The sequence below is a fragment of the Achromobacter sp. SD115 genome (genome assembly GCF_017355315.1).
Taxonomy (GTDB): Bacteria; Pseudomonadota; Gammaproteobacteria; order Burkholderiales; family Burkholderiaceae_B; genus Achromobacter; species Achromobacter xylosoxidans_B.
In genome coordinates this window covers 429,685-453,438 of the sequence record NZ_JADIJM010000002.1, presented here as the reverse complement: position 1 = coordinate 453,438, position 23,754 = coordinate 429,685, and the positions used below count along the sequence as shown (strand labels likewise).

Below are 23,754 nucleotides of genomic sequence, written 5' to 3'. Positions count from 1 at the left end.
GGAGCTGACCATGACTACACGTCCCATGCATACCAAACGCCTCGCGGCGACGCTTTGCGCTGCAGGCCTGATGTTGGCCGCGGGAGCGGTCCACGCGGCTGATGCGAGCGGCCGCGGCTCAGCCCAGTCCCAGTACCAGCAGGACGTCGCCGCTTGCAAGAGCGGCGCCACCGGCCAGGACCAGGCCGCCTGCATGCGCGAAGCCGGCGCGGCGCGGCAAGAGAGCGGCCGCAACAATCTCAAGGACGGCGGCACCGACCAGCTGCAGCAGAACATGCTGGACCGCTGCAACCGCCTGCCGGCCGCGTCGCGCCAAGACTGCGTCACGCAGATGACTTCGCCCACCAATGTGCGCGGCAGCGTGCAGGGCGGGGGCGTGCTGCGTGAAACCGTCATCCAGGTGCCGGCCGACACGGTGCCGCCCGCGGCCGGCGCGCCGGGCATGGCGCCCGCGCCCGCCGCGGCGCCCATGACCGCGCCGGTCCGCCAGTAAGCGGACGGGTCGGGCACAGGGCCTGCATCCGGGCCCACAGGGGCGCAGCCGCCGCCACATTCAGGCAAAATGGCGGCTGTCGCCCCTTTTTCACGCATATACATGTCCGACGTCATCGCCCTGATATTCGACTTCGACGACACGCTGGCCTCGGACAGCACGTCCGGCTTCCTGGAAAGCATGGGCGTGGACACGGCATCCTTCTGGAAGGATGAGGTCGATCCCTTGCTGTCGCAGCAGGATTGGGACCCCGTGCCCGCCTATCTGTACCAGATGATCCAGCTGTCGCAATCGGGCAAGCATGGCCTCATCACGCAGCAACGCCTGAAGGACTGGGGCGCGCGGCTGGAACTGCACGATGGCGTGCCCACGCTGTTCCAGCGCCTGCGCGCCGCGGTGCGGGCCGAGCAGCCGCAAGTGCAGCTGGAGTTCTACCTGATCTCCAGCGGCATCGGCGACGTGGTCCGCTCCACGCCCATCGCGCATGAATTCACCGAGATCTGGGCGTCCGAATTCGTCTACGGCGCAGACGGCGGCATCGCCTTTCCGCGCCGCATCGTCAGCTTCACCGACAAGACCCGCTACCTGTTCCATATCCAGAAAGGCATCATCGGCCGCGACTTCCGCAACAAACCCTTCGAGGTCAACCGCAAGGTGCCCGAGGACCGCTTGCGCGTGCCGTTCGACCAGATGGTGTTCGTCGGCGACGGCTACACCGACATTCCGTGCTTTTCGCTGATCCGCCGCGCCGGCGGCTTCGCCTTCGGCGTCTGGGACCCCAAGCATCGTGACAAGCGCAGCCGGGCCTGGGGCTTCATCGAAGAGGGCCGGGTATCGAACCTGAACCAGGCCCGCTACGACGAGCAGGCCGAACTCTACCAATGGCTGGAAGAAGCCGTGACCAGCCTGGCCGGCCGCATCGCACTGAAGTCCCGGGTGTACCGTGGTTGAAGCAGTCCCTTTGGCGGCGGTTCAACCCTGGACCGCGCAGGACGCCAGCTTCATGGAACTGGCGCTGCAAGAGGCCCAGGCTGCCTACGACATCGGCGAGGTGCCCGTGGGCGCGCTGGTGGTGTCGGCCCAGGGCGATATCCTGGGGCGGGGCTACAACCGCACCATCATCGACCACGACCCCACCGCCCACGCCGAGATCGTCGCCTTGCGCGGCGCCGCGCGCGCGCTGGAAAACTACCGCCTGCCGGGCATCACCGTGTATGTGACGCTGGAGCCCTGCGTCATGTGCATTGGCGCCATGCTGCACGCGCGGCTCGCCCGCGTGGTGTTCGGTGCCTACGACCCCAAGACCGGCGCCTGCGGCAGCGTGCTGGACGTAGGCTCGGTCCCCAAACTCAATCATCACACCTCAGTCACCGGCGGCGTGCTGGCGGAACCTTGCGGCGAATTGCTGCGCCGGTTCTTCCGCGAACGCCGCAGCAAGGAATCCGCAGCATGAGCAAATCCCAAGGCGCCAAGGCGCGCGGCGCAAAAGCAGCCGCCGCCCACGAGCATGACCACAACCACGATCATGGCCACGCAGGCCACGAATGTGATGAAGACTGCGGGCATGACCACAGCCACGCCCACGTGCTGCCGGACGCCCGCGGCATCTACCTGATCTCGCCGTCCTCCGCGGTGCGCGACCCGGCCACGGTCGAACTGGCCCGCGAGCGCCTGCAGCAGCAGGGCTTCAAGACCGCTCTGGACCGCACTGCCTTGGCTGAGCACCAGCGCTTCGCCGGCACCGACGCGCAGCGCCTGGCCAGCCTGACGCGCGCCGCCAAGCAGAAGCTGCCCATCGTCATGGTTACGCGCGGCGGCTATGGCATGGGCCGGCTGCTGCCTGCGATCGACTGGAAGGCCATGGCCGACAGCGGCAAGCGCTTCGTCGGCATGAGCGACTTCACCGCCTTCAACCTGGGCCTGCTGGCGCAGACCGGCGCGGTCAGCTATACCGGCGCCTCGGCCATCTATGATTTCGGCGGCAAGAAGGTCGACGACCTGACCGAAGCCCTGTTCGGCGAGATCATGCGCGGCGAACTGGAAATCCTCAGCTTCGAAACCCAGGACGCCGATGCGGTGGACTGCCGCGGCATCCTGTGGGGCGGCAACCTGGCCATGCTGACGTCCTTGCTGGGCACGCCCTACATGCCCAAGGTGCGCGGCGGCATCCTGTTCCTGGAAGACGTGGCCGAGCATCCCTACCGCATCGAACGCATGCTGATCCAGCTGACGCAGGCCGGCATCCTGGGCAAGCAGAAGGCCATCGTGCTGGGCCGCTTCTCGGACTACAAGCTGGCCGCGCACGACAACGGCTACGACCTGCACGAAGTGGTGGCCTGGCTGCGCAAGACGGTCAAGGTGCCGGTGGTGACGGGCCTGCCTTACGGCCACGTCGCGACCAAGGCGACCCTGCCGATCGGGCAGAAGGTGGGCCTGGCCACTGAGAAGGGCATGGCGCACCTGGTGCTGGACGAGCACACGCACTGAGCCTCGGGCCGTTGCGCGACCTCAGCCGCTCCGGGGCGCTGCGCGCGGCCGGCGCGGCTTGTCGGCGGGCGCACCGGCCACAACCTGCCGCGCAAGATCCGGCAAGGCCTTGAACAGCTGCCGGGTGGCCGCGGTGGCGGGCCGCTGGCGGCTAAGGTCCATCAGTACCGTCTGCCGGACAGCGGGATCTGCCAGACCGATCGCAACCAGGCTGCCGTCCGCCAGTTCCGTTGATACCGCGTGGCTGGGCAGGATGCTGTGCAGGCCGCCACGCAGGATCGCGTCCTTGATGACGACGCCGGAGTCGGCTTCCAGCACCACATTCAGTTCGATGCCGGCGCGCAAGGTCAGGCTGTCCAGCACCGCACGCAAGGAGTTCGGACGTACGGGCAGGGCCAGCGGCACCGCGGCCAGATCGGCCAGGCGTAGTTCGCGGCTTGCGGCCAGCGCCGACTTGGCGCTGGTCACGAGCTTCATTTCGGTTTCGAACAATACCTCTTGCGGGCGAGTGGAAGCGGCGCGGTACCGGTTGTAGATGCCGATGTCGATCTTGCCGTTGGCCAGCCAGGCCTCGATCTCCCCGCTGTAACCCTCGAAGACCCGCAGCCGGATGCCCGGATAGCGCGCCTGCGTGTAGGTCAGCAGCATGCCGATGAGCGGCTGCGACAGCGACGGAATCACTCCCAGGTTGACGATACCCGCAGGCTTGCGCTGGGCGGCCTGCGCTTCCTCCAGCAACTGGTCGGCCTCCAGCAGCAAAGCCTGGGCGCGCGGCATCAGGCTTTCGCCCAGTTCGGTCAAGAGCACCCCGCGTCCCGTGCGAAAGAACAGCCTGCCGCCGAACTCCTGTTCCAGCTCGGACAGTTGGCGGCTCAATGCTGACTGCGCGATGCCCAGGGCCGTCGCCGCGCGGGTCAGGCTGCCCGCTTCGGCGATGCGCGTGAATACCCTCAGGTTCTTCAGGTCCATGGCTGCATCCCATCTCGATTGGAGATAACTGATTTATTAAAAATGCCCATTCCGGATGGGAGCATTTCAGCACAGAATTCTCCCAACTTGATGCGTGCGCATGGCGGTACCAGCCGGACAGGTCCGGCCGGAAACAGGGGAGTCAGCAGATGAGTTTCGAGGAAAATGCGGGGCCGCTGAAAGGCGTGCGTATCCTTGATCTGTCCACCGTGGTGGCCGGGCCCTGGGCTGCGACGCTGCTGGCGGACCTGGGCGCCGACGTGTTGAAGGTGGAGATTCCGGGACCGGGCGATCCCTTGCGCGCACTGGCGCCGCACAAGGACGGCGTGCCGCTGTGGTGGAAGGTCGCGAACCGCAATAAGAAGGGTATTTCGGTGGATCTGCGCACCGCCGAAGGCCGCGACATCGTGGCGCGGCTGCTGCCCGATTTCGATGTGCTGGTGGAGAATTTCCGTCCCGGAACGCTGGACGGCTGGGGCATGCCGGGCGAGTGGCTGCGCCAGCAGAACCCGGCGTTGACCATCCTGCGCGTGACCGGTTTCGGCCAGACCGGCCCGTACCGCAACAAACCGGGGTTCGCCCGCGTGTTCGAAGCCATGAGCGGACTGACCAATATCTGCGGCGAACCGGATGGCCGGCCCCTGCACATGGGCTTTCCCATTGCGGATGCGGTGGCTGGCCTGTTTGGGGCGTTGGGCATCGTCGCCGCCTTGTACCGTGAAAAAGCCGCGCCGCTGGGGCAGGGGCAGGAGATCGATTGTTCGCTGATGGAGTCGATGTTCCGGGTCATGGACTTCCTGCCCATCGAATACGACCAGTTGGGCATCGTCCGCGGCCGGCTGGGCAACAGCAGCCAGTACGCCGCGCCAGGCAACGTCTATCGGACCCGTGACGGCCATTGGGCCTCGATCGCCGCATCGACGCAGCGCATCTTCGAACGCTTGTGCGTGGCGCTGGAATTGGACGGCGTGGCGCAGGATCCGCGCTACCTGACAAATCCAGACCGGGTGCGCAACCGCGAGGCGCTGGATGCCCTGGTGGCCGCGGCGATCGCGCGCCATACGCTGGCCGAACTGGGGGCCTTGCTTGACGCGCACTCGGTCGGCTTCAGCCCGATCTATGACATCGCCGACATCTTCCGCGATCCGCATATCGCAGCCCGCCAGGGCATTGTCTCGGTGCAGGATGAAGAGCTGGGGCCGGTACGGATGCAAAGCGTGGTGCCCAGGTTCTCGGCGACGCCGGGCGCGGTGCATCACGCCGGCCCCAGCCTGGGGCAGCACAACGCGGAGGTGTTGGGCGGCCTGGGCATCAGCGGCGAGCAGCAGGCAGCCCTGCGGGAGCAGGGCGTGATCTAGGCAGGATTCGAATAGCCACGGAGCCGCCTCGAGACAGGCTCCGGGCGCCACCAGGAGGAGACAACGATGCGCGCATGGACAGCAGGGTGGATGTTGGCGGCGGGCCTGATCGCGGCGGCGCCGGCGCAGGCCGGGCCCGAGTGGCCCGCCAAGCCGGTCAAGCTGCTGGTGGGCTTCCCGCCCGGCCAGGCGACGGACGCGGTGGCGCGGCTGCTGGCCGAGAGGCTGTCGGCCAGATTGAACCAGCCCGTGATCGTGGAGAACCGGCCCGGGCAGGGCGGCAGCATTGCTTTGGCGGCGCTGGCGAAAGCCGCGCCCGACGGCTACACCATGATGCTGTCGGCGACCGCGTCGCTGGTCAGCAATCCGCACCTCTACAAATCGACCGGCTACGACACTTTGCGGGACTTTGAACCCGTCGGCCTGGTGGCCGACCTGCCCATGGTGCTGGTGGCCAATGCCGCCCAGCCGTTCAGCGACGTGGCGAGCTTGCGGGAGTACGCGCAACGCCATCCCGGCGCGTTGAATTTCTCCTCTTCGGGCAACGGCACCCTGTCGCACCTCGGCATGGTGATGCTGGAGCGCGAGGCCAAGCTGCAGCTGACGCATATCCCTTATCAGGGCAGCGCCAAGGCCATGACCGACATGATCGCCGGCAACGTCGCCATCGGCCTGGACACAGTGGCGGTGACCCTGCCGCATATCCAGTCCGGCCGCCTGAAGGCGCTGGCGGTGGGCGCGAGCCAGCGCCTGCCCATGCTGCCGGATACGCCGACTTTCGCCGAAGCAGGCTACCCCGGGTTCCAGGCCAATCCCTGGCTGGGGATGCTGTTTCCGAAGGGAACGCCCCAGCCGGTCGTGCAGCGCATGAACCAGGAAATCCGCGACGCGGTCGCCACGCCGGCGCTGGCCCAGTCGCTCAAGGCCATCGGCGCGTTCGCGCGCGTCGATACGCCGGAGGAATTCTCGCAGCTGTTGCGCCAGGAGTACCGCAGCTGGGGCGAACTCGTGCAGCTCTCGGGCAGCCGGGTGGACTGACACCCAACCAACTACAAAGGAACGCAGCATGAAGCATGACCACCCATTCAAGGCCCTGGTGCTGACGCAGGAGGGCGGCAAGACGCAGTGCCAGTTGCAGGAGTTGAGCATCGCCCAACTGCCGGCCGGGGACGTGACGGTCAAGGTCGACTACTCCAGCCTGAACTACAAGGATGCGATGGCCGTAACCGGCACGGGCAGGATCGTGCGCGACTTTCCCATGGTGCCCGGGATCGATCTGGCCGGTACCGTGCTTGAGTCCGCCGCGCCGGACTATCCCGTCGGAACGCCGGTCGTGCTGACCGGCTGGAGTGTCGGCGAACGCTATTGGGGCGGCTATGCCCAGGTGCAGCGTGTCAAGTCGGAATGGCTGGTGCCCCTGGCGCCGGGCCTGGACAGCTTCAAGGCCATGGCGATCGGCACCGCGGGTTTGACCGCCATGCTATGCGTCATGGAACTGGAAGCCGCGGGTATCGGTCCAGGAAGCGGCACGGTGCTGGTGACTGGCGCGTCCGGCGGGGTCGGCAGCGTGGCGGTGGCGCTCCTGGCACACCTGGGGTATCGGGTCGCGGCGCTGGTGCAGCCCGGGCGCGAGGCCGTGCATCCCTATCTGATTTCGTTGGGCGCGTCCGAAGTGCTTGCGGGCGCGGAGTGGGCGCAGGCTTGCAAACCCCTGGAGAACCAGCGCTGGGCCGGCGCGGTGGACACGGTGGGATCCGCTGTGCTGGCACGGGTGCTGGCTTCGACGGAGTACGGTGGCGCGGTCGCGGCTTGCGGCCTGGCCGGCGGCGTCGACTTGCCTGCCACGGTCATGCCCTTCATCCTGCGCGGCGTCCGCCTGCTGGGGGTGGACTCGGTGATGTGTCCGGTTGCGCGGCGGCGCGAGGCCTGGGAGCGGCTGGGGCGGGTGTACGGCGATACGCCGTTCGCCGACATCGTGATGACGGCTGGCTTGGGACAGGTGCCGGAGCTTGCCGCAAGAATGATGGCGGGCGGCAATCGCGGCAGGTACGTCATCGACGTCACCCGGTAGCGGCGGGCAGGCGCCTGGGCGGCGGGAAGGCCGCTCCCGGTCCGGCTTCCGAGATGGATTGCGGGGGTGCCAAGCGCAGGGCAGGGCGGGCGTCAAGCGGGCTTGGTACAATGTCAGGTTTCCCGCACGCGTCCCAGACGCCTTTAGCCTCTAAAACACACCGTGATATCCACCGCCAATCTCACCATCCAGTTCGGTCCCAAACCCCTTTTCGAGAACGTCAGCGTCAAGTTCGGGGAAGGCAACCGCTACGGGCTGATCGGGGCCAACGGTTCCGGCAAGTCGACCTTCATGAAGATCATCGGCGGCGACCTGGAATCCACGGCGGGCAACGTGTCGCTGGAGCCGGGCGTGCGCCTGGGCAAGCTGCGCCAGGACCAGTTCGCGTTTGAAGACCTGCGCGTGCTGGACGTGGTCATGATGGGCCACACCGAGATGTGGGCCGCCATGTCCGAGCGTGACGCCATCTACGCCAACCCGGAAGCGACCGAAGACGACTACATGCGCGCGGCCGACCTGGAGGCCAAGTTCGCCGAGTACGACGGCTATACCGCCGAAGCCCGCGCCGGCGAACTGCTGCTGGGCCTGGAAATCGCCGTCGACCAGCACAACCTGCCCATGCGCGAAGTGGCGCCGGGCTGGAAGCTGCGCGTGCTGCTGGCGCAGGCCCTGTTCTCGAATCCCGACGTGCTGCTGCTGGACGAGCCGACCAACAACCTGGACATCAACACCATCCGCTGGCTGGAAAACGTGCTCAACGGCTACCAGAGCACGATGATCATCATCAGCCACGACCGCCACTTCCTGAACCAGGTGTGCACGCACATGGCCGACGTGGACTATGGCGAGATCCGCATCTATGCCGGCAACTACGACGACTACATGCTGGCCTCGACCCAGGCGCGCGAACGCCTGGTGTCCAACAACGCCAAGGCCAAGGAACGCGTCGCCGAACTGCAGGACTTCGTGCGCCGCTTCGCCGCCAACAAGTCCAAGTCGCGCCAGGCCACTTCGCGCCTGAAGCAGATCGACCGCATCAAGGCCGACCAGGTCGTGGTCAAGCCCTCGTCGCGCCAGAACCCGTACATCCGCTTCGAACAGAACAAGGTCATGCACCGCCTGGCGGTCACCGTCGAGAACCTGACCAAGGCCTACGACGCGCCCGTTATCCGCAAGTTCTCGGCCATGGTCGACGCGGGCGAGAAGATCGCCATCATCGGCGCCAACGGCGTCGGCAAGACCACGCTGCTGCGCCTCCTGGCCACCGACCTGCAGCCCGATTCGGGCGACGTGAAGTGGTCCGAAAACGCCGACCTGGGCTACATGGCGCAGGACGTGTCCGACCAGTTCCTGCAGACCGACATCAATCTGCTGGACTGGATGGGCGACCACCGCCAGCCGGGCGACGACGACCAGTCCATCCGTTCGGTGCTGGGCCGCCTGCTGTTCTCGGCCGACGACCTGCCCAAGGCGCCTAAGGTGCTGTCCGGCGGCGAAAAGAACCGCATGACCTTCGGCCGCCTGATGCTGGGCCGGCACAACGTCATGCTGCTCGACGAACCCACCAACCACCTGGACATGGAATCGATCGAGTCGCTGCAGTTCGCGCTGGAAAAGTACGAAGGCACGCTCGTATTCGTGTCGCATGACCGCGAGTTCGTCTCTGGCTTGGCCACGCGCGTGATCGAAATCCTGCCTACGGGCGAGATCGTCGACTACCGCGGCGGCTACGAAGACTACCTGACCTCGCGCGGCATCGACGCCTGAGGACACCGCGGGCCGCCCAATGGGGCGGCCCCGGCGTTGCCTTACATGCCGATGGTCATCCCGCCATTGGCATAAAGATGCTGGCCGGTCATGTACGAGGCGGCATCCGACAGCAGGAAACACACCGGCCACGCCACTTCCTCAGGCTGGCCGAAGCGCCCCAGCGGGATCTGCGACAGATAGGTGTCGCGGAACTTGTCCCCGCGTATGGTTTCCGTCATGGGCGTTTCCACCACGCCGAAGCCGATGGTGTTGACCCGTATCCCGTACTTGCCCCATTCGCGCGCCGCGCTCATGGTAAGCCCCAGCACGCCGGACTTGGCCGCGGCGTAGTTGATCTGGCCGATGGTGCCCCGGCGTCCGGCGTCCGAGGTGATGTTGACCACCGACCCGCCGGGCTTGCCGGTCTCGCGCGCTACCGCCAGCATATGGCGGCCGACGGCCTGCAGGAACTGGAAGGAACCGGTCAGGTGCACGTCGATCACCTTCTGCCAGGCTTCCTGGGTCATCTTTTCTATCATGGCGGTGCGCGTGATGCCGGCGTTGTTGACCAGGCCGTCGACCGTGCCGAAACGCTTGGCGGCCTGCGCCACCGCCGCTTCGGCGAATGCCGGGTCCGACACGTCGCCGGCCAGTGTCAGCAACTGGCCTTGCGGCGCCTCGCGCTCAAACGCGGCGAGCGTATCGGCGTTCATGTCCAGGGCCGTGACGCGTGCGCCCAATTGCATGGCCAGTTCGCTGATGGCGCGGCCTATGCCTTGGGCCGCGCCCGTCACGATGATGCTGCGTTGGTCGAGCAGAAAAGCAGTGCGATTCATGATTTTCCTTGTCGGGTTCAAAGCGTTTCGGCCGTGCCGAGGATCAGGGTGGCCTGGCTGGACAGCTCGCCGCCGTTGCCATGCGCCAGCGCCAGGCGGGCTTGCGGCACTTGGCGCGCGCCGCCCAGGCCCGCCAGCTGCACATAGGCTTCGACCATCGTGAACAGGCCGTACATGCCGGGATGCACGTAGGACAGGCCGCCGCCGTTGGTGTTGACGGGCAACTCGCCGCCCGGCGCGATGCGGCCGTTTTCGACAAAGGCCGCGCCTTCGCCCTTGGCGCAGAACCCCAGGTCTTCGAGGAACAGGATGGGGTTGATGGTGAAAGCGTCGTACAGCTCCAGCACGTCGATGTCCTGAGGACGCACGCCGGCCTGGGCGTAGGCGCGCGCGCCACTGCGCACGGCGGCGGTCACCGTCAGGTCCGGCATGTTGGTGATCTCGCGATGGTCGGTGGCGGCCGCCGCGCCCAGCAGATATGCGGGCCGGGCGCAGTGGTCGCGTGCTCGGTCGGCGCGAGTCATCACCACGGCGGCCGCGCCGTCGGTCACCAGGCAGCAGTCGCGCACGCTCAGGGGCTCGGCCACCATGCGGGCCGACAGGTATTGCGCCATGTCCAGGGGCTCGCGCATGGCGGCCTCGGGATTGAGCATGGCCCATTGGCGGGCGGCGATGGCGACCGCGCCCAGCTGTTCACGCTTCAGTCCGTATTGGTGGGCGTAACGTGAGGTCGCCAGCGCATAGGCACCCACGGGGCGCGCCAGCCGGTAGGGCGCCTCGTTGGGAGAGGGGCGCATGGAACTGACCAGCTTGCCCGCGCCGCTGCGCTGGTTGCTGCCGTAGGCGATCAGCGCCACGTCGCATTGACCGGCCTCCAGCGCCAGCGCGGCCCACATGGCATGGGTCAGGAAGGAGGATCCGCCGGTGCGGTTGTTATCGGTCAGGCGGGGCGAGATGCCCAGGTATTCCGCAAAGCCCAGGCCGGACATGAAGTCGTCGGGCAGGCCGATGAACAGGCCGTCGACCTGGTCGGGGCGCAGGCCAGCCTGGTCCAGGGCCGCCAGGCTGGCCTGGACCGCGAGGTCCATGGAGCTCATGCCGGGCATCTGGCCTATGCCGTAGGTGGCGCCGGCCACAATGGCGGCCTTGCCGCGCGGGAAACGGTCTTGGGTCATGCCTGCTCCGCCGTGGGTTCGAATACCAGCACGCCGCGTCCGGCCTCCTGGATGACGCGGGCGCGCACCCGGGCGCCGATGCGCAGCTCTTGCGCGGGAACGCCGTCCAGCCGCGACATCAGCCGCGGCCCTTCGTCCAGGTCCACCAGCACCACGCCGTAGGGCGTTTCGGGCGGACGTGGATGGATCACGGTCGTGGCGTAGATCCGCCCCAGCCCGCTGGGCGGGGCCCATTCCAGGTCGCGTGAGCCGCTGCGCGGCGCGGCCACGCGCGGATAGAAGAAAAACTCGCCGCTGGCGCGGTCGCGCTGCAGCATGAAACGGCCTTCGTCCAGATAGGCCTCGTAGCGGGCCTGGGGGCCGGGTTCGGCAGCTTGGGTTTCTGTCGGCATGTTGTTCAATCCCTTGTCGTTCAATCCCATTTGTAGGCAGGCGGCAGTTTTTCCACGAAACGCCGGGCGGCATCGCGATGGAACGCGCTGTCGCGGCAGATGGCCTGGGCCATGGCCTCTTGCGCGTAGATGTCCTCGCGGCTGGACTCGAAAGTTCGGTTCATGATGGTCTTGGCCAGGCCCAGCGCCTGAGTCGGCGCCGCGTGGAAGCGTTCCGCCATGGCCAGCGCCTGTTCCAGCGGATCGCCGTCGCACAAGGCCTGCACCAGGCCCAGTTCCAGCGCCTCCTCCGCCTCGCAGACCCGGGCGGTGAACACCAGCTCCTTGGCGCGCGCCAGGCCGACCGCGCGCGGCAGCAAATACATGCCCAGCATGTCGGGCACATAGCCGATACGGGCGAACACCGCGCAGAAGGTGGCGCCGCGCCGCGCGATGGCATAGTCCGCGCAAAGCGCCAGCGACAGGCCGGCGCCGAAGGCAATGCCTTCGACCGCGCTGATGACCGGTTTTTCCAGATCCACCAGCGCGTCGTACCAGCGGTGGATCTTGCGGATGCGTTCCCGTCCTTCGAAGGCGTCCAGGCCCGCCGCATGCGCCTGGGCGATGGACTTGATGTCGCCGCCGGCGCAGAAATGCCCGCCTGAACCCGTCAGCACGACGGCCTTGATGCCGTCGTCCTCGCGCAGTTCCGGCAGGGCCCGCGCGAACGCGTCGCGCATCTCAAGGCTGAGCGCGTTGCGCTGATCGGGCCGGTCCATGGCCAGCACGGCGGTGGCGCCGTGGCGGGTGATCTTCAGTGTCATGCCTGCTCCTTTTGGGCTGGGTGATACGCGATCTGCGTGAGCCAGCGCGCGACTAGCGCGGGCCGTTCCTCGCCGTCGATGTCGATGCGTACGTCCCAGGCGAGACGCGCCTGGCCGTCGGGCAGCTCGTCCACGCCAGCCAGCGCGAATGCGCCCCGGATGCGTGCGCCTACCTTGACCGCCTGCGTGAATCGCACGCGGTCAAAGCCGTAGTTCACCGCGAGCCTGCGGTTGGGAAAACGTATGGCGGATGCGTACAGGCTGGGCAGCAGCGACAACGTCAGCAGGCCGTGCGCAATGGCAGCGCCATAGGGGGATTCGGCCTGCGCGCGTTGCGGATCCATGTGGATCCACTGCGTATCGCCGGTGGCCAGGCCGAAGCGGTTGATGGTGTCCTGGTCTACCGTCTGCCAGGGCGTGAGGGCGGCAGGCTGCCCGGAAAAGACGCGCAGCGCCTCGATGGAGTCCAAGGTGATCATGGCGGACTCCCTCTACTGGGCCTTCAGGCCCAGGTCGCGGGCGACCGGTAACCAGCGGTCGCGCTCCGCCTGCACGAAGGCGGCGAACGCCTGGGCGTCGCCCGGCATGGTCACCGCCCCGATCTGCGTGAGCTTGCGCTGCAGCTCCGGCTGCTGCAGCGCCTGGTTGACGCCGCGGTTCATGCTTTGTACGACAGCAGGTTGCGTGCCGGCGGGCGCCACCAGTCCGAACCAGGCGCTGGCGTCCATGCCGGCGTAGCCCAGCTCGGTGGCGGTGGGCACGTCGGGCAGGCCGGCGAAGCGCTTGTCATCGAGCACGGCGAAGGGGCGGATCTTGCCGGCCTGCGCCTGGGCCATGCTGGAGGGCAGCGCATCGAACATCATGTCGGTGCTGCTGCGCATCAGGCCGACGATGGCGGGCGCGCTGCCCTGGTAGGGCACATGCGTGACCTGGAAGCCCAGCTTGCTGACGGCGTACTCGCCGGCAAGATAGGTGATGTTGCCGGTGCCGGCCGAGCCCATCGTCAGCTTGCCGGGGGACTGCTTGCCCAGGGCGATCAGGGCCTTCACGTCGCGCGCCGGCAAGTCATGGCGCACCACCAGCAGCAGCGGCGACTTGGCCATGCCCGAGACCGGCACGAAGTCCTTGGCCGGGTCGTAGGTCATCTTCGCGTATAGCGCCTGGTTCACCACCAATGGCGCGTTGGAGCCGACGAAGAAGGTCTTGCCGTCCGGCTTGGCGCGGGCGACGTAGTCGGCCGCGATCATGCCGGCGGCGCCGGGCTTGTTCTCGACGATGATGACCGCGGCGCCGTCCTTGCTCATTTCCTGCGCGACCAGGCGCGTGATCTGGTCGGCGGCGCCGCCGGGCGGGTAGGGCACGATGAAGCGGACCGGCCCGTCCTGGGCCAACGCAGGCGCGGCCGCGACGGCCGCCAGTGTCAGGGCGCCGCAGACCGCGGCGGTAATGATGCGCATGGTGGTGTCTCCTGGGGTGTTGTCATGGCCGCCTGTCCGGCGGCTGGGGTCAGATGATTCCGCGGGTTTTAAGCTCCGCGATGCGGCTGTCGTCCAGGCCCAGCCGTTCGCGCAGCACGCTGTCGGTGTGCTGCCCCAGCGTGGGCGCGGCCCGGTCGTAGCGCATGGGGGTGTCGCGCATGCGGATGGGATTGGCCACGGCCGGCGTGTCCACGCCCGCGGCGTGGGGCAGCGACAGCTGCATGCCGCGATGGCGCACGTGCGGGTCCTGGAAGACCTGCTCGATGTTGTAGATGGGGCCGCAGGGTACGTTCACCGCCTGCAGTATCTGCACCCATTCCTGCATGGTGCGCGCCAGCATGGCCTCGGCGATGGGGGGAATCAGCGTGTCGCGGTTGCGGTTGCGCTGGCCGGCCGTGGCGTAGCGTTCGTCTGCGGCCAGGTCATCGCGGCCGATGGCGCCGCAGAATGCGCGGTACTGGCCGTCGTTGCCGACCGCGAGGATGACCGAACCTTCCTTGCAGGCAAACACTTGGTAGGGAACCATGTTGGAATGGGCATTGCCCATGCGCTGCGGTACCCGTCCGGACAGGAAGTAGTTGATGGCCTGGTAGGAAGAGATCGTGATCACGCAGTCCAGCAGCGACATGTCGATGTATTGCCCGACGCCGCTGACGTGGCGGTGTTCGACCGCGGCCAGGATCGCCGTGCTGGCATAGACGCCCGTCAGCAGGTCGCTGATCGCGATGCCGGATTTCATCGGTTCGCCGGCCGGATCGCCGGTGATGCTCATCAGCCCGCCCATGCCTTGGAACACGAAGTCGTAGCCCGGCAGCGGCGCGTAGGGGCCGTCCTGGCCGAAGCCCGTGATCGAGCAATAGATGAGGCGCGGATTGATGGCGCGCAGGCTGTCATAGTCCAGCCCGAAGCGCGCCAGCGTGCCGACTTTGTAGTTCTCGACCAGCACGTCGGAATCCTTCGCCAGTTCCGCAATGAGCGCCTGGCCCTCGGCGGTGGCGAGGTCCACGGTAATCGACTGCTTGCCGCGGTTGGCGCTGAGGAAGTAGGACGAATCCCGGGTTTCGGCGCCGTCGGCGCCGGTCAGGAAGGGAGGCCCCCAGCCGCGCGTGTCGTCACCGTGTTCGGGGCGTTCGACCTTGATGACGTCCGCGCCCATGTCCGCCAGCGTCTGCGTCGCCCATGGGCCGGCCAGCACGCGCGTCAGGTCCAGGATCTTCAAATGGGATAGCGCGCCGCGCGGTTGCGCGGCGGCGGTGTGGTCTCGCTCCATGTCGCTCCGATCGGGGTGGACCCCGTTATGTCTGGGCCCACCTTAATGACGGAGGGGGCAGGGGTCCAATATCGTTTTGAGCGTTATCGATTCGATTTGGCTATTGCGGGTCCCTCTAGGCCCACCGCCCCGCCAGCGCAGCCCCGATCTTTATTACGAAAAGAAGTTAAGACATTCAATATTGATAGTTTGGATTCATATAACGAATTGTTAGATTGGAGGCTCATTTTTTGGCCCGCGACGATACGTTCCATGAACCTGACCTTCGACCATGTCCACAAGCACTTCGGCGAATTGCCCGTGGTGGACGGCTTTACCAGTGAAATCAAGGCCGGCGAACTGGTCGCCCTGGTAGGCCCGTCGGGTTGCGGCAAGTCCACCTTGCTGCATCTGGCGGCGGGTCTGGAAAAGCCCACCGAAGGCAGCGTGCTGGCCGACGGCAAGGCGGTCGCAGGCCCCCATCCCAGCCGTACCCTGGTGTTCCAGGAACATGCGCTGTACCCCTGGCTGACGCTGGAAGACAACGTGGCGCTGGCGCTGGAATTCCAGAACACGCCCAAGGCCCGCGCCCGCGAAGCCGCCCGCCAGTGGTTGGCGCGCGTCAGCCTGGCCGGCTTCGAACACTATTACCCGCATCAGGTTTCCGGCGGCATGCGTCAGCGCGCCGCGCTGGCGCGGGCCTTCATCGCCCAGCCCCAGACCATGCTGATGGACGAGCCTTTCGGCGCGCTGGACGCGCTGACCCGGCTCAGCCTGCAGGACGTGCTGCGCCAGTTGATTGCCCAGGAAAAGCCCACGGTGCTGCTCGTCACTCACGACGTGGACGAGGCCCTGTTCCTGGCCGACCGCATCATCGTCTTCAGCCCGCGACCGGCTCGCGTGCTGCGCGAATTCAACCTGGCGCACCGCGAAAAGACCCATGACCTGTCCGGTCTGGCTACCGAGAAGCGCGAGATCCTGCGCCTGCTCGGCATCGCGGTGGACGGCTCCAGCGAGCACGCCGACCTGGCCTTGGCCGCCTGACACGCCTGACCTGAATCCTTGCTGCCGGCGCCTGCGCGCCGGCCAGCCCTGCATACCCCTGGAGCACTTCCCATGAAATTGAAGCAATGGCTGTCCCTGCCGCTGGCCGCGGCGTTGCTGGCGGCGGCCCCCGCCATGGCCGCCGAGAAATTCCGCGTGGGCTATCTGCGCGTGATGGACGATGCGCAAGCCATCGTTGCGCAAGAGGGTGGCTACTACAAGAAGGCCGGGCTGGATTCCGAGCTGATCGAGTTCAAGTCGGGCACCGACCTGATCAAGGCCATCGTCGGCGGCCAGCTGGACATCGGCGTGCTGGGCTTCACCAACGCCGTGGCCTGGGCGTCCAAGGGCGCGGACCTGAAGGTGGTGGGCGGCGCGCAGCAGGGCTACCACTCGCTGATCGTCCGCGACGACTCCGGCATCAAGGACATTGCGGGGCTGAAGGGCAAGACCCTGGCGTCCCAGGCCGAAGGCAGCACCGCCGACGTGGTCCTGAAGGGCGTAGTGCTCAAGCAGGGCAACCTGTCCGCCGATGACGTCAACGTCATGGGCGTGAGCCCGGCCGTGGCGGTCCAGTCGCTGGTGGGTAAGCGCGTGGACGCGGCCTTCCTGTTCGAACCCTACGACCGCATCGCGCAGCTGATCGCGCCGGTCAAGCAGATCTATGAAGTGGGCCAGGCCTGGCCGTTCCCGTGCATGGTGGTGATCACCTCCGGCGAAACGCTGGCCAAGCGCAAGGACGACGTCTGGAAGGCGCTGGACGCGCAGAACCAGGCCATCCAGCTGCTGCAGAAGGAGCCCGCGCAGGCTTCCAAGCTGATCGCGTCGTATTTCATTGCCGAACCCACGCTCAAGACCTTGACACGAGGCGAACTGCCGCGCGAGACCGTCATCGCCGAAGCCATCGGCACGCAGGTCTTCACGCCCAAGCTGACCGACAAGGACACCCGCCGCATGCAGGAAATCGCCGATATCCTGCAAGCCCAGGGTTCGCTGAAGACGCGCGACGGCAAGCCGTATGACGTCTCCAGCATCGTCGACCTGTCCTGGCAAGAGGCTCGCAAGCTTTGAGCGCATCTACCCGAGTCACCGGCGCCCGCAAGCATTTCGCGGGCGTTCTGGGCGTGTTGTTCATCCTGGCCCTGTGGCAACTGGCGGCGTTCGCGCTGCCGGACTTCCTGATGCCGGGCGTGCCGGCGGTCGTCGAACGTCTGTTCGAAGACCTGGGCAAGCAATCGTTCCACCAGAGCCTGCTCGGTACGCTGGGGCGGCTGGGCGCGGGCTACGGCCTGGCGTTGGCCGCCGGCATCGGCTTCGGTCTGGTGGCGGCGGTGCTGTTCTTCTTCCGCGAAGTCCTGCGCAGCGCCATCGTCATCCTGCAGTCGATTCCGTCGATCGCCTGGGTGCCGCTGTTCCTGATCGTGATGGGCTTTGGCAACACGCCCATCATCGTAGTGGTGGCGCTGTCGGCGTTTTTCCCGGCCGCGCTCAGCGTGATGAACGCCACCGAATCCGTGCAGCGCGTGCACGTGTCGGCGGCGCGCGTCATGGGCGCCACGCGCTGGGGCCTCGTCAAGCGGGTCTACCTGCCGGCCGTCATGCCTGAATTGATCACCGGCGCGCAGCTGGCCTTCGGCAATGCCTGGCGCGCGCTGATTTCGGCGGAAATGCTGATCGGCTTCGGCAAGGGCCTGGGCCGTTCGCTGGCCTATTCGGGCGAGATCGCCGACATGACCGGCGTCATGACCAACATCCTGGTCATCGCCGTGCTAGCCGCGCTGATCGACCAGTTTGTGCTTGAAAACCTCAAGCATCGCCTGCTGCGCTATCAGTACGTCTGAGGGCGACAGGAGTCCCGCATGATCGACCGCATCCGTCTCTTCGTCCTTGGCGCCTGCCTGGCTGCGTCCGGCCTCGTGCAGGCGCAGCCGGAAGCCTTCGCGGCGGCGCGGGCGCGCGGTGAACTGGTGGTGGGCGTGCCTTATCTGGCGCCGCCGCCCGCGGCTGGCGCCAAGATCCGCACGCCGGATGGCCTGGATGCCGCCATGACCGACAGGTTGGGGCAAAGCCTGGGACTGCCGGTGCGGTTGCTGCAACTGCCACGGGAACAGGCCGCCGCCGCGCTGGCGGCAGGGCAGGTCGACCTGGTCCTGGCCGATGACGCCTCGGGCTTGCCCGATATGGTCGGTGCGCAAGCCACGGGCTATGCCGCGCGGCCCAAGGCCGTCATCCGCAGCGACACCAGCCTGCGCCGGCCCGCCGACATGCGCGGGCGCAGCGTCTGCATGGCCGAGGCCGCGACCGCTTCCAAGGCCTTGGCCGAGAGCTGGGGCGCAGTGGTGCGTACGTATCGCGTGCCGTCCGATGCGCTGGTCGCCGTGCGCGAAGGCAGCTGCGATATCGGGCTGGTGGACGACGCGGTCTGGGAGCCGCTGGTGCGCTTCCCGGAATGGAAGAAATTCTCCTCGACGCTGGCGGCCGATGGTGCCAGGCGTGAACGCGTGTGGCTGCTGCCGGCGTCCGACTCTGCCAGCCGCAACTGGCTGGGCCAGGAAATGCGCGTCTGGGACCGTGCCGGCGCCTGGAAGGCGATGACGGCGAAATGGGCGCGCGACGTGGCCTTCGACGTGTACCTGGACCAGGAAGTGCCGGACTGCCACGGCTAGGCCGGCCTCCTGTTTGGCTGCGTCCTGGCGCTGCGAGACGCTCGCTGCGGGCCCTCGGCATGGCACTGGGCGACAGTGCCAGCACATACAATGCCGGTCATGACGCACACGCTGACCGCTCCTTGCACTTACCAGGAAGACATCAAGAAAAGCCGCTTCGTCGCGTATGCGGCGCCCGTGTCCGGCGTGGACGAAGCCATGCGCTTCTTTGCCCAGCACAGCGATCCGGAAGCGACACATAACTGCTGGGCCTACCGTATCGGCCAGGAATATCGCTTCAATGACGACGGCGAGCCCGGCGGCACGGCAGGACGTCCCATCCTGCAAGCCATCGAAGGCCAGGACATGGATCGTGTGGCGGTGCTGGTAGTGCGCTGGTACGGGGGCATCAAACTGGGTGCAGGCGGACTGGTGCGCGCCTACGGGGGCTGCGCCGCCAATTGCCTGCGGCTGGGAGAGCGCACGGAGATCGTGGATCTGGCGACGGTCGCCTGCGCTTGCAGCTTCGGCGAACTGGCGTTGCTGAAGTCGCGCCTGGCTCAGGCAGGCGCGGCGATCCTGCAGGAAGACTTCAATGAAGAAGGCGTTGCGCTGCGGTTCACGCTGCCGCGCGCGGCGGTCGCGGACCTGGAGGTAACGGTCGCCAACATCACCCGCGGCCGAGCCGCCTGGGAAGTGGAATCGTAGTACGGGTGCAGCGCGAGAACGCCCAGGCAAGAAGCCAGGTATTCAGCGCGCATGACCCGTCATCATCCGTGCCGGCTCAGGCGTCCTGCCCATTCTGGGCCGCGGCGATTTCCTGGTGGACCTTTTCCATGTCCACTTCCTTGATCTTGGCCAGCAGCTCGTTGAGCTGGCCGCCGGACAGGGCGCCCGGTTGCGAGAACAGCAAGACCTTCTCGCGGAAGACCATCAGGGTCGGGATCGAGCGGATGCCCAGGGCGCCGGCCAGTTCCTGTTCCACATCGGTGTTGACCTTGGCGAATGTGACGTCGGGGTGCTCGGTGGCTGCCTGCTCGAAAACCGGCGCGAAACCGCGGCACGGGCCGCACCAGGGGGCCCAGAAATCAACGATCAGGGTGCCGTCGGGGGTGATGGCTTCCTGGAAGCTGTCTTTGGTGAGTTCAACAATACTCATTTTGAATCCTTGCCGCGGGAGCGGCGCAAAAGGCGGTGTCGGAGGCCCGGGGTGTGCCCGTCCCGGACCCGATAGGGCGATGCGTATTCTCTGCTCTTTGAGTCATAGTAGAGCGGGTGGCTGCTGCATCGCAATGGTTGGCGCCCGGGGGCGAAATCTGCGGCGTTCAGGGCGCCGTGGTGGTCGGGGCGCCGTTTTTCAACGACGCGACGATCTCGAAGGAGCGCAGGCGGTCCGCGATATCGTAGAAATCCGAGACGATCATGACTTCGTCGGCCTCGGTCTCGGCGACCAGGGCTTCCAGCTCGCGCCGGACGGTATCGGGGCCGCCGACGATGGCGGCGCCCAGTCTTTGTTGGACAGCCTCGCGCTCCCATTCGTTCCACAGGCCGTCCATGCTGTCCACGGGCGGCTGCAGCTGCAGCCGGTTGCCGCGCACCAGCGACAGGAACTTCAGTTGCTGGGTGGTGGCCTGGCGTCTTGCGGCTTCGTCGGTTTCGGCGGCCACGACGGGCACGCCTATCATGGCGTAGGGGCGGGCCAGCGTTGCCGATGGCTTGAACAGGTGGCGGTAGAGGCGCATGGCCGCCATGCCTTCGGGCGAGAAATGTCCCGCGAAGGAGAAGGGCAGGCCCAGCTCCGCGGCAAGCCGCGCGCTGAAGTCGCTGGAACCCAGCAGCCAGATCGGAATGTCCAGGCCTTCGCCGGGAATCGCGCGCACCGGTTGCCCGGGGCGCGAGGGCGCCAGGAAGCCGCGCAATTCTTCCACCAGCGCCGGAAACTCCAGTCCGCTGCGAGGACCGCGGCGCAGCGCGTGCTGCGTGGCGCCGTCGCTGCCGGGGGCGCGGCCCAGGCCCAGGTCAATGCGGCCGGGGTAGAGCGTTTCCAGGGTGCCGAACTGCTCTGCGATGATCAGCGGCGCATGGTTGGGCAGCATGATGCCGCCCGAACCCACGCGCAGCGTATTGGTATGCGAAGCCACGTGGCCGATCAGCACGGCCGTGGCGCTGCTGGCCACGCCGTTGATGTTGTGGTGTTCCGCCAGCCAGAAACGTTTGTAGCCCAGGCGTTCCACGTGCTGCGCGACCGCGACCGTGTTGCGGAAGGCGTCAGCCGCGTCGCGGCCTTGCACAATCGGGGCCAGGTCCAATACGGACAAAGGGATGCGGGCCAGGCTGCTCATGCGGACACCTCCGTGCTCGAGGCGGAACAGGACAACAGGGCGGGAACAAAGCGGGTAAGGCGCAAGGCGGACTCCATATGCCGTTATACATGGGGAGTGTATCGGTGAAATCAAGCGGACCCGCCAGCAACCTTATGGTGCGGCGGGTTGATTGAATTCCGCTATCCCTGCGATTGAGCCGCTCTGTCCGATGGTCTTACGTCCGCGCCTAGCCTGGGAAGAAGGCGTAGCGGATCACGAACAGCGCCGCGACCAACCAGGTGGCGGGATGCACGTCGCGGATCTTGCCGGTGGCGGTCTTGAGCACCACGTAGCTGATGAAGCCGAAGGCGATGCCGTTGGCGATCGAGTACGTGAACGGCATGACCAGCGCGGTCAGCGCGGCCGGGGTGGCTTCGCAGACGTCGTTCCAGTCGATGTCGATCAGCTCGCGCATCATCAGGCCGGCTACATAGAGCAGGGCGGGCGCGGTGGCGTAGGCCGGCACGGCGCCGGCCAGCGGCGAGATGAACAGCGCGGCCAGGAACAGCAGCGCCACGACCAGCGCGGTCAGGCCGGTGCGGCCGCCAGCCTGCACGCCGGAGGCGCTTTCCACATAGGCGGTGGTGCTGCTGGTGCCCAGCATCGAGCCCGCGACAATGGCAGTGCTGTCCGCAAACAAGGCGCGGCCCAAGCGGTTGGGGCGGTTCTCGGGCACCAGGCCGGCGCGCTTGGCCACGCCCACCAGCGTGCCGGTGGCATCGAACACTTCGACCAGCACGAACACCAGGATCACATGCACGAAGCCGCTGTGCAGCGCGCCCAGGATGTCCAGCTTCATGAGTGTGGGCGCCAGGCTGGGCGGGGCGGCGAAGATGCCCTTGAACTCGTTGTAGCCCAGTACCATCGACAGCAGCGTGACCACGATGATGCCGATCAGGATGGCGCCGCGCACGCGCAGGGCGTCGAGTGCGGCGATGATGAAAAAGCCCAGGATGGCGAACAGCGGTCCGGGCTGGGTCAGGTCGCCCAGCGTGACCTTGGTGGCCGGGTGCGCGACCACGATGTTGGCGCTGGATAGCGCGATAATGGCAAGGAACAGCCCGATGCCCGCGGCGATGGCGCTGCGCAGCGAATGCGGTATGCCCTTGACCAGCCAGACCCGGATGCCCGAGAACGTCAGGAACAGGAAGATCACGCCCGAGATGAACACGGCGCCCAGCGCCTGCTCCCAGGTATAGCCCATGGTCTTGACCACGGTGAATGCGAAGAAGGCGTTCAGGCCCATGCCCGGCGCCATGCCGATCGGCCAGTTGGCGATCAGCGCCATCACCAGCGAGCCCAGCGCGGCGGCCAGGCAGGTGGCGACGAACACGGCATCGCGGTCCATGCCGGTTGACGACAGGATGTCCGGATTGACGAAGATGATGTACGACATCGTCAGGAAAGTCGTCAGGCCGGCGACCAGTTCCGTGCGCGCTGTCGTGCCGTGTTCACGCAGCTTGAATAGCTTCTCGAGCATTCGAGTCCCCAATGTGTTTGCAGGATTGCGGGTTGTTGTAGGCGGGCCGGGTTGCCCGCCGGTTATTCATAAACGGGCGTATTTTCGCATCAGTTGTAAACTCTGCCGCCATGATTATTCTCGGCTTTGAAAGCTCCTGCGACGAAACCGGTGTCGCAGCCGTCTGTACCGAACGCGGTCTGCTGGCGCACGCGCTGCATACCCAGATCGCCATGCACCAGGAATACGGGGGCGTGGTGCCGGAACTCGCCTCGCGCGACCATATCCGCCGGGTCGTGCCGCTGACGCGGCAGGTCCTGGAAGAAGCCGGCCTGCAGATGTCCGATATCGGCGCGGTCGCCTACACGGCAGGGCCGGGCCTGGCCGGCGCCTTGCTGGTGGGCGCCAGCGTCGCGCAGTCGTTCGCCTGGTCGCGCCATCTGCCCGCCATCGGCATCCATCACCTCGAAGGCCACCTACTGTCGCCGATGCTGGCGGATCCGCGGCCGGAATTCCCCTTCGTGGCGCTGCTGGTTTCCGGCGGGCATACGCAGCTGATGCGGGTGGACGGCGTGGGCCGCTACGAATTGCTGGGCGAAACGCTGGACGACGCGGCGGGCGAGGCCTTCGACAAGTCGGCCAAGCTGATGGGGCTGGGCTATCCGGGCGGGCCGGCGCTGTCCAAGCTGGCCGCCAGCGGGGACGCCGCGCGTTTCGAGCTGCCGCGGCCCATGCTGCACAGCGGCGACCTGGACTTCAGCTTCAGTGGCCTGAAAACGGCCGTGCTGACCCGCGTCAAGGCAGCCGAGGCCGCTGGTGGGCTGGATGAGCAGGCCCGTGCCGACCTGGCCGCGGCCACGCAGGCCGCCATTGTGGAAGTGCTGGCAGCCAAGGCCATCAAAGCCCTGAAACAGACTGGCCTGAAGCGTCTGGTGGTGGCCGGCGGCGTGGGCGCCAATCAATTGCTGCGCGCCAAGCTGGACGCTGCGCTCAAGCCGCTCAAGGCGCGCGCCTATTTCCCGCCGCTGGAACTGTGCACCGACAACGGCGCCATGATCGCCTTTGCGGCCGCCGAGCGGGTCAAGGCGGGCCTGGCGACCCTGGACCCCGATGCGCACAGCTTTACCGTCAAGCCGCGCTGGGACCTGGCCGACATCGCCTGAAATGAAAAGGGCGGCCCTGG

At 66.9% G+C, this 23,754-nt stretch carries 25 protein-coding genes; 14 read left to right on the top strand and 11 right to left on the bottom strand.

Going from position 1 to position 23,754, the window contains the following annotated elements:
* The first annotated feature begins 10 nt into the window (after positions 1-10).
* From IPU70_RS04375 to IPU70_RS04360, 4 genes are all read left to right on the top strand, one after another.
* Positions 11-493: a hypothetical protein gene (locus IPU70_RS04375; protein ID WP_013394076.1), complete on the top strand. Its 483-nt coding sequence runs from the start codon at positions 11-13 to the stop codon at positions 491-493.
* Positions 494-595: 102 nt separating this feature from the next.
* Positions 596-1,444: an HAD family hydrolase gene (locus tag IPU70_RS04370; RefSeq protein ID WP_207465223.1), complete on the top strand. Its 849-nt coding sequence runs from the start codon at positions 596-598 to the stop codon at positions 1,442-1,444.
* Between the two features lie 10 nt (positions 1,445-1,454).
* The gene (gene tadA / locus IPU70_RS04365) at positions 1,455-1,946 is read left to right on the top strand and encodes a tRNA adenosine(34) deaminase TadA (RefSeq protein ID WP_013394074.1); all 492 of its coding nucleotides are present in this window, start codon (positions 1,455-1,457) and stop codon (positions 1,944-1,946) included.
* Positions 1,943-2,980 carry an LD-carboxypeptidase gene (locus IPU70_RS04360; protein WP_207465220.1) on the top strand — a complete coding sequence of 346 codons (1,038 nt, stop codon included), beginning with the start codon at positions 1,943-1,945 and terminating at the stop codon, positions 2,978-2,980. Before tadA ends, IPU70_RS04360 begins: the two co-directional genes overlap by 4 nt.
* A 21-nt stretch (positions 2,981-3,001) precedes the next feature.
* On the opposite strand, the gene IPU70_RS04355 is transcribed toward IPU70_RS04360, so the two are convergent.
* The gene (locus IPU70_RS04355) at positions 3,002-3,949 is read right to left on the bottom strand and encodes a LysR family transcriptional regulator (protein WP_207465217.1); all 948 of its coding nucleotides are present in this window, start codon (positions 3,947-3,949) and stop codon (positions 3,002-3,004) included.
* Between the two features lie 149 nt (positions 3,950-4,098).
* Between IPU70_RS04355 and IPU70_RS04350 the strand changes: the two genes are divergently transcribed.
* The 4 genes from IPU70_RS04350 (at position 4,099) to IPU70_RS04335 (ending at position 9,145) form a co-directional block, all read left to right on the top strand.
* Positions 4,099-5,307: a CaiB/BaiF CoA-transferase family protein gene (locus tag IPU70_RS04350; RefSeq protein WP_207465216.1), complete on the top strand. Its 1,209-nt coding sequence runs from the start codon at positions 4,099-4,101 to the stop codon at positions 5,305-5,307.
* A 66-nt stretch (positions 5,308-5,373) separates the two neighbouring features.
* Positions 5,374-6,345 carry a tripartite tricarboxylate transporter substrate binding protein gene (locus tag IPU70_RS04345; RefSeq protein WP_207465214.1) on the top strand — a complete coding sequence of 324 codons (972 nt, stop codon included), beginning with the start codon at positions 5,374-5,376 and terminating at the stop codon, positions 6,343-6,345.
* Positions 6,346-6,373: 28 nt separating this feature from the next.
* Positions 6,374-7,378, top strand: a complete 1,005-nt coding sequence (locus IPU70_RS04340; RefSeq protein ID WP_207465212.1) for an MDR family oxidoreductase — start codon at positions 6,374-6,376, stop codon at positions 7,376-7,378.
* Between the two features lie 162 nt (positions 7,379-7,540).
* Positions 7,541-9,145, top strand: a complete 1,605-nt coding sequence (locus IPU70_RS04335; RefSeq protein WP_207465210.1) for an ABC-F family ATPase — start codon at positions 7,541-7,543, stop codon at positions 9,143-9,145.
* Between the two features lie 41 nt (positions 9,146-9,186).
* On the opposite strand, the gene IPU70_RS04330 is transcribed toward IPU70_RS04335, so the two are convergent.
* Genes IPU70_RS04330 through IPU70_RS04300 form a run of 7 tightly spaced genes read right to left on the bottom strand, consistent with a single transcriptional unit; the run spans position 9,187 to position 15,081 of the window.
* On the bottom strand, positions 9,187-9,963 hold the full coding sequence (locus IPU70_RS04330) for an SDR family NAD(P)-dependent oxidoreductase (protein WP_207465208.1): 777 nt from the start codon (positions 9,961-9,963) through the stop codon (positions 9,187-9,189).
* Between the two features lie 17 nt (positions 9,964-9,980).
* Positions 9,981-11,138 (bottom strand): thiolase, encoded by a 1,158-nt coding sequence (locus IPU70_RS04325; RefSeq protein WP_207465207.1) that lies wholly within the window; start codon positions 11,136-11,138, stop codon positions 9,981-9,983.
* Positions 11,135-11,530 (bottom strand): Zn-ribbon domain-containing OB-fold protein, encoded by a 396-nt coding sequence (locus IPU70_RS04320; protein WP_207465206.1) that lies wholly within the window; start codon positions 11,528-11,530, stop codon positions 11,135-11,137. The genes IPU70_RS04325 and IPU70_RS04320 overlap by 4 nt, the downstream gene beginning before the upstream one ends.
* A gap of 20 nt (positions 11,531-11,550) precedes the next feature.
* A complete protein-coding gene (locus IPU70_RS04315; protein WP_207465204.1) occupies positions 11,551-12,333 on the bottom strand; it encodes an enoyl-CoA hydratase/isomerase family protein in 783 nt (260 codons plus the stop codon).
* The gene (locus IPU70_RS04310; protein ID WP_207465202.1) at positions 12,330-12,812 is read right to left on the bottom strand and encodes a MaoC family dehydratase; all 483 of its coding nucleotides are present in this window, start codon (positions 12,810-12,812) and stop codon (positions 12,330-12,332) included. Before IPU70_RS04310 ends, IPU70_RS04315 begins: the two co-directional genes overlap by 4 nt.
* 12 nt (positions 12,813-12,824) lie before the next feature.
* The gene (locus tag IPU70_RS04305; protein ID WP_207465200.1) at positions 12,825-13,790 is read right to left on the bottom strand and encodes a tripartite tricarboxylate transporter substrate binding protein; all 966 of its coding nucleotides are present in this window, start codon (positions 13,788-13,790) and stop codon (positions 12,825-12,827) included.
* Between the two features lie 49 nt (positions 13,791-13,839).
* On the bottom strand, positions 13,840-15,081 hold the full coding sequence (locus tag IPU70_RS04300; protein WP_207465198.1) for a CaiB/BaiF CoA-transferase family protein: 1,242 nt from the start codon (positions 15,079-15,081) through the stop codon (positions 13,840-13,842).
* Between the two features lie 252 nt (positions 15,082-15,333).
* On the opposite strand from IPU70_RS04300, the gene IPU70_RS04295 reads away from it, so the two are divergent.
* From IPU70_RS04295 to IPU70_RS04275, 5 genes are all read left to right on the top strand, one after another.
* Positions 15,334-16,104: an ABC transporter ATP-binding protein gene (locus tag IPU70_RS04295; protein WP_013394060.1), complete on the top strand. Its 771-nt coding sequence runs from the start codon at positions 15,334-15,336 to the stop codon at positions 16,102-16,104.
* Between the two features lie 72 nt (positions 16,105-16,176).
* Entirely contained in the window at positions 16,177-17,175 is a 999-nt protein-coding gene (locus IPU70_RS04290; RefSeq protein ID WP_013394059.1) for an ABC transporter substrate-binding protein, read from the top strand.
* Complete coding sequence (locus IPU70_RS04285) at positions 17,172-17,945, top strand: ABC transporter permease (RefSeq protein ID WP_013394058.1); 774 nt, start codon at positions 17,172-17,174, stop codon at positions 17,943-17,945. Before IPU70_RS04290 ends, IPU70_RS04285 begins: the two co-directional genes overlap by 4 nt.
* A gap of 18 nt (positions 17,946-17,963) precedes the next feature.
* Positions 17,964-18,770, top strand: coding sequence for a transporter substrate-binding domain-containing protein (locus IPU70_RS04280; protein ID WP_207465196.1), 807 nt, complete (start codon positions 17,964-17,966; stop codon positions 18,768-18,770).
* A 99-nt stretch (positions 18,771-18,869) separates the two neighbouring features.
* Positions 18,870-19,457: a YigZ family protein gene (locus tag IPU70_RS04275; protein ID WP_207465194.1), complete on the top strand. Its 588-nt coding sequence runs from the start codon at positions 18,870-18,872 to the stop codon at positions 19,455-19,457.
* A gap of 76 nt (positions 19,458-19,533) precedes the next feature.
* Here the strand turns inward: IPU70_RS04275 and IPU70_RS04270 are convergent, their stop codons facing one another.
* The 3 genes from IPU70_RS04270 to IPU70_RS04260 form a co-directional block, all read right to left on the bottom strand.
* Positions 19,534-19,908 (bottom strand): co-chaperone YbbN, encoded by a 375-nt coding sequence (locus IPU70_RS04270; RefSeq protein WP_013394055.1) that lies wholly within the window; start codon positions 19,906-19,908, stop codon positions 19,534-19,536.
* 166 nt (positions 19,909-20,074) lie between these two features.
* A complete protein-coding gene (locus IPU70_RS04265) occupies positions 20,075-21,091 on the bottom strand; it encodes an LLM class flavin-dependent oxidoreductase (RefSeq protein ID WP_207465192.1) in 1,017 nt (338 codons plus the stop codon).
* A 208-nt stretch (positions 21,092-21,299) separates the two neighbouring features.
* Positions 21,300-22,592 carry an NCS2 family permease gene (locus IPU70_RS04260; RefSeq protein WP_207465190.1) on the bottom strand — a complete coding sequence of 431 codons (1,293 nt, stop codon included), beginning with the start codon at positions 22,590-22,592 and terminating at the stop codon, positions 21,300-21,302.
* A 110-nt stretch (positions 22,593-22,702) separates the two neighbouring features.
* On the opposite strand from IPU70_RS04260, the gene tsaD reads away from it, so the two are divergent.
* The gene (gene tsaD, locus IPU70_RS04255; RefSeq protein ID WP_207465188.1) at positions 22,703-23,734 is read left to right on the top strand and encodes a tRNA (adenosine(37)-N6)-threonylcarbamoyltransferase complex transferase subunit TsaD; all 1,032 of its coding nucleotides are present in this window, start codon (positions 22,703-22,705) and stop codon (positions 23,732-23,734) included.
* Positions 23,735-23,754: the final 20 nt, after the last annotated feature.